This is a genomic window from Actinorectispora metalli (genome assembly GCF_056323685.1).
Genome location: NZ_JBREYE010000001.1, coordinates 562,251 through 576,008, shown reverse-complemented (window position 1 = coordinate 576,008; position 13,758 = coordinate 562,251). Strand labels below are relative to the sequence as shown.

The 13,758-nt window shown below is 73.0% G+C and carries 4 protein-coding genes; all 4 read left to right on the top strand.

Annotation, left to right across the window (positions count from 1 at the left end):
* Positions 1-16 precede the first annotated feature (16 nt).
* The 4 genes from ACU6XJ_RS02610 to ACU6XJ_RS02595 are packed head-to-tail and all read left to right on the top strand — an operon-like array spanning position 17 to position 13,728.
* Positions 17-8,266, top strand: a complete 8,250-nt coding sequence (locus ACU6XJ_RS02610) for a type I polyketide synthase (RefSeq protein ID WP_476306484.1) — start codon at positions 17-19, stop codon at positions 8,264-8,266.
* Positions 8,266-11,370: a type I polyketide synthase gene (locus ACU6XJ_RS02605; protein WP_476306480.1), complete on the top strand. Its 3,105-nt coding sequence runs from the start codon at positions 8,266-8,268 to the stop codon at positions 11,368-11,370. Before ACU6XJ_RS02610 ends, ACU6XJ_RS02605 begins: the two co-directional genes overlap by 1 nt.
* Positions 11,351-12,034: a TetR/AcrR family transcriptional regulator gene (locus ACU6XJ_RS02600; RefSeq protein WP_476306477.1), complete on the top strand. Its 684-nt coding sequence runs from the start codon at positions 11,351-11,353 to the stop codon at positions 12,032-12,034. Before ACU6XJ_RS02605 ends, ACU6XJ_RS02600 begins: the two co-directional genes overlap by 20 nt.
* A complete protein-coding gene (locus ACU6XJ_RS02595; RefSeq protein WP_476306476.1) occupies positions 12,031-13,728 on the top strand; it encodes an NAD(P)/FAD-dependent oxidoreductase in 1,698 nt (565 codons plus the stop codon). The genes ACU6XJ_RS02600 and ACU6XJ_RS02595 overlap by 4 nt, the downstream gene beginning before the upstream one ends.
* Positions 13,729-13,758: the final 30 nt, after the last annotated feature.

Genomic DNA, 13,758 nt, shown 5'->3' with positions numbered 1-13,758 from the left:
AAAGGGGGAGTTCATCGTGAGCAGGTACGAGCGGGAACCAATCGCGATCGTCGGCGCGGGCTGCCGTTTCCCCGGTGGCATCGACTCGGTCGGCGACTACTGGGACTTCCTCGCCTCCGGTCGCGTGGCGATCGACGAGGTGCCTGCCACGCGGTGGGACCGGGCGGCCCTGCACTCCGAAGACCCGACCCAGCCGGGGAAGATGAACAACTCCTTCGGCGGATTCCTCGACGAGATCAGCGGGTTCGACGCCGACTTCTTCGGCATCGCGCCCCGGGAGGCCCGCCAGCTTGACCCCCAGCAGCGGATGCTGATGGAGGTCTGCTGGGAGTCGCTGGCCGACGCGGGCATCCGGCCCTCGTCGCTGGAGGGCACCAGGACGTCGATCCACACCGGCGCGCTGGCCACCGACTACCTCGTCATGCACGGCAGGTCGGCGGGCCTGGCGGGGATCGACCCCTGGTACGCCACCGGCAAGGAGTTCAGCTTCGGGCCGGGCCGGATCGCCTACCTCCTGGGCACCACCGGCCCGGCCTTCTCCCTCAACGCGGCCTGCGCGTCCTCCCTGGTCGGCGTGCACCTGGCCTGCCAGGGGCTGCTCTCGGGCGAGACCGACCTGGCGATCGTGGCCGCGGCCAGCCTGATCCTGTCGCCGGAGCTGAGCATGTTCATGTCGAAGGTGGGCGCGATTGCCCCCGACGGCAGGTGCAAGGTGTTCGACGCCGCGGCCGACGGCACGGTTCGCAGCGAGGGCGCCGCGTCGGTCGTGTTGAAGCGGCTGTCCGACGCGGTGGCCGACCGCGACCGGATCATGGCCGTGATCAGGGGCAGCGCCGTCAACCACAACGGCCGCAGCGCGGGCCTGACAGTGCCCAGCGGCGCCGCCCAGCGCATGCTGATCACCGAGGCCGTGCGTGGGGCAGGGGTGGACCCGCAGGACATCGACTACCTGGAAGCCCACGGCACCGGCACCGCACTCGGCGACCCGGTGGAGATGGGCGCCGCCGCCGCGGCCCTGGCGGCGGCCGGGCGGGCGCATCCGCTGCTGGTCGGCTCCGTGAAGACCAACCTCGGCCACACCGACACCGTCGCCGGGCTGGCGGGTCTGCTGAAGACCGCGCTGGTGCTCAACCGGCGGCAGGTGCCGCCGCACCTCCACCTGGACACGCCCCATCCAGGAATCCGGTGGGACACCTGGCCGATCGCCGTGCCCACCACGCTGACGCCCTTGGGCAACCGGCCCGACCGGCCGAGCCTGGCGGGTGTCAGCGCATTCGGGTTGTCCGGCACCAATACCCATGTGGTGCTGGAGCAGCCCCCGCAACCGCGGCCGGTGCGCCGTGACCGTTTGCCGGAGCGGCTCATCCTGCCGTTGTCGGCGCGGCGCCCGGCCGCGCTTGCGGAACTGGCCTCCCGCCACCACGACGCGCTCGCTGACCTCACCTCGCCCGACCGGCTCGCCGACTACACCCAGACGGCGGGCCGCTTTGCCGAGCACCACGTCGAGCACCGCGCCGCGGTGACCGGAACCAGCGCCGCCGACCTGCGCGCGGGCCTTGCCGAGTTGACCCGCGACCTCCAGGACGCCGAGGAGGAGGCGCCCCGCCCGCGGGGTGTGGTCTTCGTCTGCTCCGGTCAGGGCAGGCAGTGGCCGGGCATGGCCCGCGCCCTGCGCGACGAACCGGCGTTCACCGCCGCGCTGTCCGAAGTGGACAAACTGGTGGCGGACCGGGCGGGCTGGTCGGTGCTGGAGGAGTTGGACTCGGAGCGGCCGCGGTTTCCCACCGAGACCGAGTTCGCCCAACCGGTGATCTTCGCCATCCAGGTGGCGCTGGCCGCGCAGTGGCGGGAGTGGGGCATCCGCCCGGACGCGGTGATCGGGCACTCGATGGGCGAGGTCGCCGCCGCCCACCTCGGCGGGGTGCTGAGCCTGTCCGACGCGGTCGACGTGATCGTGCAGCGCGGCAGGCTGCTCGCCGACGCGCACGGCAAGGGCCGCATGCTGGCCGTCGAACTCCCGGCCGAGCAGGCGCTGGCGCAGGCGGGGGAGGACGTCGACCTCGCCGCGGTGAACGCCCCCGGCCTGTGCGTGTTGGCGGGTCCGCCCGAAGCCGTCGACGCGGTTCGGGCACGGCTGGAGGCCGCGGGCGTCAAGGCGCGGAGCATGCCCGGCGAGTACGCCTTCCACAGCCGGGGCATGCGGCCCTACGCCGCGCCGCTGGCCGAGGCGGTCGCGCACATCCAGCCGCGGCCCGCGGAGATCCCCGTCATCACCACCACCCGCCCCGCCGAAGCGGTGAGCCCGTTCGGCCCGGAGCACTGGGCCGCCAACGTGGTCGAGCCGGTGAGCTTCAGCGCGGGCGTCGCCGAACTCGCGGAGCAGGGCTACCGGGTGTTCGTGGAGCTTGGCCCGCATCCGGTGCTGCAACGGCCGATCGCGAACTGCGTCGGCGACGGCGACAAGGTCGTCACCGGGTCGCTGCGCGCCGACACCGACGCGCAGCAGACGATGCTCGCCGCGCTCGGCGCCCTGTACGCCGCCGGACTGGACGTGGACTGGGCCGAGGTCGGCGGCGAGATCCAGACCAGGGCCAAGCTGCCCTCCTACCCGTGGCAGCGCGAGCACTACTGGTTCGACCAGCACACCCCATCCCCGCAACCGGCTCCCGCACCGCAACCGACACCGGCACCGGCGCTGCAACCGGCTCCCGCGCCGGTACCGCAGGCAGCCGCTCCGCAGGTGGTGCAGGCACCGCCGACGAGCACAGCGTCCGGTCAGCGGGACGCGGAGACCATGGTGGCGGGCGCGGTCGCGGCTGTGCTTGACCTGCCGGTGAAGCTGGTCCGCCGTGGCCAGGGCTTCGCCGAGATGGGCATGGACTCCCTCACCGCGGTCGAGCTCACCAAGCTGCTCGGCGGACAGCTGGGCATCTCGCTGCCCGCCAGCACCGCCTTCGACCACCCCACCGTGCGCAGGCTCGCCGCGCACCTGGCCGAGCACATCGCCAACCAAGCCGAGCGGCGCGCCGCCGTCACCGCGGAGCCCCGGCAGGAAAGTCCACAGTCGACGGACGGCGCGATCGCCGTGGTCGGAATGGGATGCAGGCTGCCCGGCGGGGTGTTCGAGCCCGCGGACCTGTGGCGGCTGCTCACCGAGGGCACCGACGCCGTCGGCCAGGCCCCGCCGGGCCGCTTCGACGACCCCGGCCCCTACCCGGGCGGCTACCTCGACGACGTGTACGGCTTCGACGCCCGCTTCTTCCGGGTGGCGCCTAAGGAAGCCAAGGTGATGGACCCGCAGCAGCGGCTGTTCCTCGAGGTGGCCTGGGAGGCGCTCGAGGACGCGGGCATCACCGCCCCCGCACTGGCGGGCGGCAGCGCCGGGGTGTTCGTCGGCATGAACTCCCACGACTACGCGGCGCTGGCCAGCGCCGACCCCGAGGCGCTCGACGGCTTCTACGGCACCGGCAACTCCTTCTCCGCCAGCGCGGGCAGGCTGTCCTACTTCCTCGGCGCGCACGGCCCCAACCTCGCGGTGGACACCGCCTGCTCATCCTCACTCGTCGCGGTGCACCTCGCGGTGCGCAGCCTGCGCTCGGGGGAGAGCGACCTGGCCATCGCCGGTGGCGTCAACCTGATGCTGCGCTCCACGATCCACCGCTCCTGCGAGGCACTCGGCGCGCTGTCGCCCGCGGGCCGGTGCAAGACCTTCGACGAGTCCGCCGACGGATACGTGCGCGGTGAGGGTGCCGGCGTGGTGGTGCTGAAGCCGCTGGCTCGCGCGCTGGCCGACGGCGATCGGGTGCACGCCGTGCTGCTGGGCACCGCGGTCAACTCCGACGGCGCGTCCAGCGGACTGACCGTCCCCAGTGGACCCGCCCAGCAGGCCGTGCTGCGCGGCGCGATCGCCGACGCCGGGGTCGACCCGGCGCGGGTCGGGTACGTGGAGGCCCACGGCACCGGCACCTCACTCGGCGACCCGATCGAGGTGCAGGCGCTCGGCGCGGTCCTCGACGCCCCCGGCCGCGAAGCCGACTGCCTGGTGGGCTCGCTGAAGAGCAACATCGGCCACCTGGAGGCGGCCTCCGGGGTCGCGGGCCTGATCAAGGCCATCCTCGTTGTCGGCCACCGCACGGCGCCCCGCAGCCTGCACTTCACCACCCCTAGCAGCAAGATCCCCTGGTCGGAAGTGCCGCTGCGGGTGGCGACCGAGAACACCGCGCTGGCCGTGGACGGACCGCCGGTGGCGGGTGTCAGCTCCTTCGGCTTCACCGGCACGAACGCCCACGTCGTGCTCCGCGCGCCCGACCCGCGGCCCGCCGCCGACGCCGCGCGGCCGCGGCCCGCGGTGCTGGCGCTGCCGGTGTCCTCGCCTACCCGCACCGGGATGGCGGCGCAGGCGAGTGCGATGTGCGACTACCTCGTCGAGCATCCCGAGGTGGACGCCGCCGACGTGTGCTTCACCGCGGACCGCCACCGCACCCGGTTCGAGCACCGCGGCGTCGCGATCGGCGCCGACCGCGAGGAGTTGATCAGCGCCCTCGGTGTGCTGGCCGGCGCGGAAGAGGGCAGCGGAACCCAGTTCGCAGGGGCCGTCGACGCCGAGCCCGGCGACCCGGTGGTGTTCGTCTGCTCCGGACACGGCGGCTTCTGGGCGGGCGCGGGCGCCGACCTGTACCGGACCGAGCCGGTGTTCGCCGCCGCCGTCGACCGCTGCTCCGAGGCGATGCGGCCGCATCTGGGCTGGTCCATCGCGCGGCGGATCGCCGACGGGAGCGCGATCGAGGCCGAGGAGGACCAGCAGGCGCTGGTGTTCGCGATCCAGATCGGCCTCGCCGAACTGTGGATGTCCCGCGGGGTGCGGCCCTCCGCCGTGGTCGGCCACTCCATGGGCGAACCCGCCGCCGCCTACCTGTCGGGCGCGCTCGACCTGGACAGCGCGGCGCGGCTGATGTTCCTGCGCTGCAGGCAAGTCGGCAAGCTGATGGGCAACGGCGGGATGGCCCTGATCGGGATGGACGCCGACCGCGTCGAGGCCGAGATCGCCGACTTCGCCGACCGGCTGTGGGTGTCGGTCACCAACAGCTCCCAGTCCACGGTGATCTCCGGCGACAACGCGGCCATCGACACCGTGCTCGGCAGGCTCAAGGCACGCAACGTGTTCTCCCGCCGCGTCAACTCCGGCGGCGCGGGCCACTGCCCGCTGGTCGAGCACCTCGCCGCCGACCTGGTCGCCGAACTGGACTGGCTGCGCCCCACCACACCGCGGATCCCGTTCTACTCGGCGGTCACCGGCGAGGTCGAGGACTCCCTCGACGCCCGCTACTGGGGCCGCAACCTGCGGGACCGGGTGCGCTTCGACGCCGCGGTCCGCGCGCTGGCCGCGGACGGCCACGCGGCATTTGTCGAGCTGTCCGCGCATCCCCTGCTGAGCACCGCGATCGAGCAGGAACTCGCGCTGGGCGGCACCGACGGGGTGGTGGTCGGCTCGCTGACCCGTTCCCGCCCGCAGCACGCCGAACTGGCCGCGAACGCCGCCCGCCTGCACGTGCGCGGCCACGATGTGGACTTCGGCGTGCTGCTGCCGGGCGCCCGGCGGGTGCCGATCCCGCGCTACTCCTGGGAACACCGGTCCTACCGGGTGGACAGCGCGGAGGTTTCGGCCCGCCGCATCCCCAGCGGCCAGCTGCTGGACTCCTGCCTGGAGTTCGACGGCGTCTGGCATGGACAGACCACAGTGGACGATTCGCTGCTCGGCGCCACCGCCGCCCGCAGATTCGGCCCGGACGGCGTGTGTCCGCCCGGCGCGCTGGTCGCCATGGTCGCCGCGCTGGGACAGCGCCGCCACCCCGCCACCGCGCTGACCCTGCACGACGTGCGCTTCCCCGAGCCGCTCGTCATCGGCCCCGAGCAGGTGCGCACCGCCCAGGTCACCCTGCATCCCGCCCAGGGCAACGCCGTGGTCGCCGTGAGCTCGCGCAACGCCGAGGACGGCCCGACCCGGCAGCGGCTGACGGGCCTGTTGAGCCCCGGCGCGGGTCCGTTGGGGCCCGCGCCGGTCCAGCCGGTGCCCGACGGCATGACGCTCGCGCTGCCCGAGCAGTTCGTCCTGCCCGCCGGTCTGCGCGTCACCGCCGCCCACCGCCGCGAGGACGGGGTCGACCTGGTCATCGAGGCGGGTGCCCGGCCCGCGCTGCGCAGCCAGCACCACCCGATCGCCGCCTGCCTGCGCGCCGTCGAGATGGCCGCGCGGGAGCACGGCGACCTCACCGGAGACCTGGAGATCGCCGGTATCGCGAGCCTCACCGTCGCCGCCCGCTTCGACGACCCCAGGGCCGCCCGGTGGACGCTGCGGGTGAACCGGATCGCGCAACTCGGCACCCACGTCACCGCGGATGTCGCGTTGCACGACGAGCACGGCGACTGGCTGGTGCACGCCAGGGACGTGCGGATCGCCCGGTCCCGGCTGGTGCGCCTGGACGACACGCGGCGGCAGCGGCTCGGCGAGATCCTCTACCGGGACAAGTGGCGGGAGGCCCCGCTGCCCGAGCCCGCCCCGGAATGGCAGGCAGCCGACCGGCCCTGGCTGATCGTTGGCGACCCCGACGGGCTGGGCACGGCACTGCGGAAACTGCTGGCCGAACGCGGTGACGACGCGGTGCTCGTCGAAGAGCCCGAGGGCGTGCGGGCGAACGGGCACCACGCGGTCATCCACCTCGCCTCCATCGACGCCTCCATCGAGAACGCCGAGTCCGATGTCGCGGACATCGCGAAACTGGCGGCGGGCAGCGGGCGCAGCGGCCCGCGGTACCACCTCGTCACCAGGGGCGCCTACCCGGAGCGGCGCGCCGGGGCCTCCCCGGCGGCGCGGGCGGTGTGGAGCACGGCCAGGCGGTGCGCCATCGAGTTCCCCGGCTTCTGGGGTGGCCTGATCGACCTCGACCCCGTCGAGCAGGACCGGCGCACCGCGGCCGAGGAGATCCTGGCGCAGATCACCGCGGGCGACGGCGAGGACCACGTGTGCCTGCGCGGCGTCACCCGCCTGGTGCGCAGGGTCGTCTCCGAGCAGACCGCGCCCGGCGTGTGGATCCCCACCCGGCTGGCCTCGGACGCCACCTACCTGATCGCCGAGGCCGAACCGGTGGTCGCCGCGACCGTCGCGGGCTGGCTGGCCGAGCGCGGCGCGCGGCACCTGGTGATCTGCGGTTCACGCAGGCAGCCGCAGGACGAGACCCGGCTGGACATGCTGCGCGCCTGCGGCGTCGACATCCGCGTCGAGGTGCACGACCTCGCCGACCCGACGGCGGTGTCGACGCTGGCGCACGTGTTCCGGACCGAGGGCAGGCCGGTGCGCGGCGCGGTCTGGGCCGGTGTCGACTGGCGGGTGTACGAGCAGGCCGCCGAACCGGCAGCGATGGCGGCGGCGATGCGCCGCGCCCGCGGCGCGTGGAACCTGCACGAGCGGTGCGCGGGACTGGACCTGTTCGTGGTGTTCAGCGCCGCGGCAAGCGGTTGGGGCGCTTCGGGAATCGGCGTCCAGGCCGCCGCGGACGGCATGCTGCGCGCCCTGGTCGACCAGCGCGCCGCCAACGGGCAGCCGGTCACCGGGATCGCGTGGTCGCCGTGGGAGGAGCCGGACGGCCTGGACGCCACCACGGCACGCAACCTCGCCCGCACCGGCCTGCGGCCGCTGTCGGCGGCGGACGCCGTCGCGGTGCTTGACCACCTAGTGGCCACCGAGTCCACGGCCGCGGCGGTGGTGGACGCCGACCGCCCGCTGCTGGTCGGCATGTACTCCCAAGCGGGCCGGTGGCCGCTGTTCACCGAACTGGCCGAGGGACTCCAGGACGAGCCCGGTCCCGACGGCCTGGTCGAACGGCTCGCGGGCCTCGGCGCGGCCACCAGGGCCGAACGGCTGCTGTCGATGGTGTGCACCGAACTCGCCGCGGTCCTCGGGGTGGAGCAAGCCGAGGAGATCGAGCCGGAAGAGGGCTTCTTCGCGCTCGGCATGAACTCCGTCGGCGCGCTGGAACTCCGGGTCCGGTTGCAGCGCTGCTTCGGGATCGACCTGCCCAGCACGGTCGCCTTCGAGCACCCGACACCCGCCGCGCTCGCCGCGCACGTCGCGGTCCTGCTCGGCTTCGACCAGCAGGAGCCCTCCGTCGAGGAGAGCGTGCCGGCGCAGATCGAGACCGAGGACCTGCTCGAGCGGTTCGAGCGGGAGATAGCCGCGGCCGACGTGGCGATGCGAAGGGAGACCCACTGATGAGCTCCGCGCCGCGAACCGCCGATTCCGAGGACCTGCGCGCGAAGCTGGGCAAGGCGCTGGACATGGTCTCCCTGCTGCGCGCCAAGCTGGACGAGCGGCCGTCCGCCCGGCCCGAGCCGATCGCCGTCGTCGGCATGTCGTGCAGGCTCCCACCGGACGCCGACACCCCGTCCAGGTTCTGGAACCTGCTGCTGGACGGCGTGGACGCCACCTCGGAGTTCCCGCCGGAACGCGGCGACTTCGCGCCCTACCACGACCCCGACCCCTCCGCGCCGGGGAAGTCCTATGTGGACCGGGGCGCGTTCGTGCGCGGCATCGACGAGTTCGACCCGGTGCCCTTCCGGATCTCCGGCACCGAGGCGCAGGCCATGGACCCGCAGCAGCGGATCGTGCTGGAGGCCTGCTGGGAGGCGCTGGAGGACACCGGCATCGCGCCCGACCGCCTCCAAGGCAGCCGAACCGGCGTCTACTTCGGCGCGAGCACCAGCGACTACGTGCGCATGCGCCAGCAGCAGGGCCGGATGTCCGATGTGGACGCCTACCAGCTGTTCGGCGAGGCGCAGATGATCGCGGGCCGGGTGTCCTACACCTTCGGCCTCCGCGGGCCCGCGATGGTGGTGGACACGGCCTGCTCCTCCTCGCTGACCGCGGTGCACCTGGCCTGCCAGAGCCTGCGCACCGGCGAGAGCGACCTGGTGCTGGCGGGCGGCGTCAACGCCCTGCTCTCGCCGTACCAGTTCGTGCTGGTCGCCAAGGCGCGGGCGCTCTCCCCGGACGGCCGGTGCAAGGCCTTCGACGCCTCCGCCGACGGCTACGCCCGCGGCGAAGGCTGCGGGGTGCTGGTGCTCAAGCGGCTGTCCGACGCCCGCGCCGACGGCGACGACATCCGCGGCGTGATCAGCGGAACCGCAGTCAACCACGACGGCCGCTCCAGCGGACTCACCGTCCCCAACGGCGCCGCCCAGCAGGACGTCATCCGCGCCGCACTCGCCGACGCGGGCCTGAGCCCCGCCGAGATCGGGTACGTGGAGGCCCACGGCACCGGCACCGCCCTGGGCGACCCCATCGAAATGCACGCCCTCGACGCCGTGCTGGGCACCGGGCGCACGCGACCGCTGCTGGTCGGGTCGGTGAAGACCAACATCGGCCACCTCGAGGCAGCCGCGGGCGTCGCAGGGCTGATGAAGACGGTGCTGATGCTGCGGCACCGCTACGTGCCCGCGCACCTGCACCTGAAGGAGCCCAACCCCAACATCGAATGGGACCGGCTCTCCGTCGAGGTGCCCACCACGGCCCTCCCGCTGGCCGAGGACATCCGGCACGCCGGTGTGAGCTCGTTCGGCGCCAGCGGCACCAACGTGCACGTGATCGTGTCGGCGCCGCCCGCCGTCGACCGCCCCGCAGAGAGCGGCCCCGGCCCACACCTGCTGCCGCTGTCCGCCCGCACGGCCGAGAGCCTGCGGGAACAGGTCAAGCGCTACGTGGAGCAGGTCGACCCCGCCACCGACCCGGCCGTGCTGTGCCGCACCGCGGCGACCGGCCGGGTGCACAGCCCACACCGCATCGCGCTGGTGGGCGAGTCCACCAGCGCCCTGCTGGACGGCCTGTGCGCCTACCTCGAAGGCGCCGAGCACGCAACGCTGCTGACCGGCGCGATGGCGCCGCGCCACCGCAACCGGGTGGCGTTCCTGTTCAGCGGCCAGGGCTCCCAATACCCCGGCATGGCCCGCGAACTGCACGGCAGCGAACCGGCGTTCCGCGCCGTGCTGGAGGAATGCGCCCGCCTGTTCGACCCCCACCTGGACCGGCCGCTGCTGGAGGTCGTCTTCGACACCGAAGGCACCGACCTCGACCACACCGCCTACACCCAGCCCGCCCTGTTCGCCGTCGAATACGCGCTGGCCATGCTGTGGCAGTCCTGGGGCATCCGGCCCGCCGCGGTGCTGGGGCACAGCATCGGCGAGTACACCGCGGCCTGCGTCGCGGGCAGCATCAGCCTGCCCGACGCCGCCCGACTCGTCGCCGCCCGCGGCAGGCTCATGTCCACAGTGGACAGCGGCGGCATGGTGGCGGTGTCGCTCCCCGAGGACCAGGTCACCGCCGAACTCGACGCGAACTTCCCCGGACTGTCCATCGCGGCCGTGAACAGCCCCACCGACACCGTGGTCGCGGGCCCCGCCGAGGACGTCAAACGCCTGGCCGCCGAACTCACCCGGCGCGGCGTGCGGCACACCGTGCTGTCCGTCGGCATCGCCTTCCACTCCGGAATGCTCGACCCCATCCTCGACCGGTTCCGCGCCGAGGCCGCGGACATCGAGGTGCGGGAGCCGCAGATCCCGCTGGTGTCCAACCTGACCGGCGAGCTGCTCACCGCGGACCGGATGCGCGGCGGCGACTACTTCGCCGAGCACGCCCGCCAGCCGGTGCGCTTCGCCGACGGCATGCGCACCCTGGCCGAGGAGGGCATGAGCACCTTCATCGAGGTCGGCCCCGGCCGCGCCATGCTCGCCATGGGCCGCCGCTGCCTGCCCGACGGCGACCGCTACTGGATCAGCTCGCTGCGCAAAGGCATCCCCGAACGCGACCTGCTGCTGCGCTCCGCGGGCCAGACCTACCTGCTGGGCGCCTACCTGGACTGGGCGCGGGTGCACGACACCACCCCGAAGCGCCGCATCCCGCTGCCGCTCACGGCGTTCACCAGGCGCCCCTACTTCTTCGACCGCACCGACCACGCCCCGACCGAGCACACCGCCGAACCGCAGGCCAGACCAGCGCACCCGGTGCTGACCGCGCTGCTCGCCGAACCCGACCGCACCGCACGGCTGGCCCTGCTGCTCGAGTACGTGTTCGGCTCCATCGACACGATGCTGCATCTGGAACGCGGCACCACCTCGCCAGACTCCGACCTCATCGAACTCGGCTTCGACTCGCTGATGGCGATGAGCCTCATCGACCGGTTCCGCGCCGAGCTGGCGCTGTCCACCGTGTCCACCCGCGACTTCTTCGAGATCTCCGCCGAGTTCTGGCATGAGCTGCTGCTCGCCCAGTTCGAGGCCGACCACGAGGGCAAGGAGGACGGAAATGCCGGTGCGGCAGACTAGGCGGGGCAGGCCGGAAGGCAACCCGGACACCGCCCGCCGGGTGCTGAGCGTGGCCCGCGCCCTCTTCGCCCGCCACGGCTACGGCGGCACGAGCATCCGCATGATCGCCACCGAGGCGGCGGTGGACCCCGCCGCCGTGCACTACCACTTCGGCTCCAAATCCCAACTGTTCAGCGCCGCGGTCGGCGTCGACGACCCGAGCGGACTGGTCACACCGCCCCCGCAGGCCCAACGCGACGACTACGCCCGCGCCGAATGCATCACCGAGCACTTCCTGCGGCTGTGGGAGACCGAGGCCATGCGGGAGAAGCTGCTCGCCCTGCTGCGCTCCGCCGCCACCCACGACGACTCCGCCGATGTGGTGCGCGGCTTCATCGACGGTCCACTGTGGAGAGTCCACGGCAGGCAGCCCAGCAGTGGGGCATCGGTGGACAACAGCCTCGCCGCGGCCCAACTGCTCGGCGTCGCGCTGCTGCGTTACGTCCTCAAGATCGAACCGCTGGTCCAGTGCCCGGCAGCCGAACTGGTGACCCGGCTGATTCCGGTGGTCTCCCACCACCTCTCGGAACACCCAACGCCATGCCCGGAACAGGGCAGGCACAACACAGACAACGACGACGCTTGCGCGAGTGGTCTCGGCGAAGCTGTTTGGAGGAAGGCATGAAGGCGGACCTGGCGCTTCGGCGCTGGCAGGTGGCGATCCTCGGGAGCGGGTTCGCGGGCTCGGCCCTCGCGGCGATCCTGGCCAGGAACGGAATCGCGACCCTGCTGATCGATGAGCGGATCCACCCGCGGTTCGCCGTCGGGGAGACCCCGATCCCGCACACCTCGCTGTTGTTCAAGATCCTCGGCGAGCGTTACCGGGTGACGGAGCTGGCCAACCTGGCCGGTTTCGACTCCGTGCAGGCCAAGATCAGCAAGCAGTCCGGGCTCGGGCGCAGCGTCGGCTTCGTCCCCTACGGCCCCGACGGCAGCCAGAGCCCCGCGGACCTGGGACAGATCAGCACCCCGAAGCAGCTGCCCGCCGAGGCGACCCTGTTCCGGCAGGACATCGACGCGCGGATCTTCTACGCGGCGATCGGCTACGGCGCCACCGTCAAGCAGAGCCGCAAGATCACCGAGGTGGAGTTCGGCGAGGACGGAGTGCGGATCACCACCGGCCGCAACGAGGTGTTCGAGGCCGACTACCTGGTCGACGCCTCCGGCCCCGACTCCGTGCTGGTGCGTCAGCTTGGCCTGCGCGAGCAGGCGGGGGAGCGGCGCTGCGCCACCCGCAGCGTGTACACGCACATGGTCAAGGCCGCGACCTTCGACGAGGTGTCCGGTCCCGGCAGGCAGTCCCCGCACGGCTGGAACTCCGGCACCACCTACCACCTGTTCGACGGCGGCTACTTCTGGACCGTCCCGTTCGGCAACCACCCCGGCGCGGTGAGCCTGGTGACCAGCGTCGGCTTCTGCGTCGACGCCGAGCGCTTCCCCGCGGGCGATGACCCGCGCGCGGAGTTCACCGCCCTGCTGGAGCGGGTGCCGCTGCTCAAGCAGCAGTTGGCGGACGCCAAGGCGGTGCAGCACTTCGGCGTCACGGAGAACACCGGGGCGGGCACGCCCACCCTGATCGGCGAGCGGTGGTGCCTGCTGGGCGAGGCCACCGGCGTCGCCGACGGGCTGCTGTCCCGCTCGCTCACCTGCGACGCCGAGATGATCAACGTGCTGGCGCACCGGCTGCTCACAGCCGCCAACCGGCGGGACTACCGCACCGAGCACTTCGAGCCGTACCGCCGGGTGGCCACCGCGCTGCTGGACGCCACCGACACGATGAACCGGATGGTGTTCGACTCGCTGCGCTCGCCGCGGCTGTTCACCGCGGCGCTCAAGGTGATCACCCTGGGCACCATGCTCGGCACCTTCCAGCTCGGCCGCGCCCTCGGCGAACTGGCGGGCACCGGCCGCGGTGAGCTGCTGCGCGGGCGGGAGTCGGGGGAGCACCTCGGCAGCTACTTCCCCGGCCACGCGGGCTACGCCGCGCTGCTGTCCACGGCGGCAGCCCGCTGCGCCGATGTCGCCGCGGGCCGGACCGAGGCGAACACCGCCGCCGAGGAGATCTTCCGGGCGATCCGGAGCAGCGACTTCGCGCCGCTGCCCTTCGGGTTCGGCGACCCCGGCGCCCGCTTCTACAACCCCGGCCCCGCGGAGATCCGCGCGGTGCTCGAGTGGACGCGGACCCAGGCCGACCCCGAGGTCGGCGCACTGGTGCGGGGCGCGCTGCTGGCGGTCACCCACCCCCTCAACAAGCTGCCCGTTCCCGCCGGAGTCAAGAAGGTCCTGGCCAAGACTCCGCTCGGACGGGGATTGCACTAGCAGGCCCGGCGGAATCACGTCCCGAACACA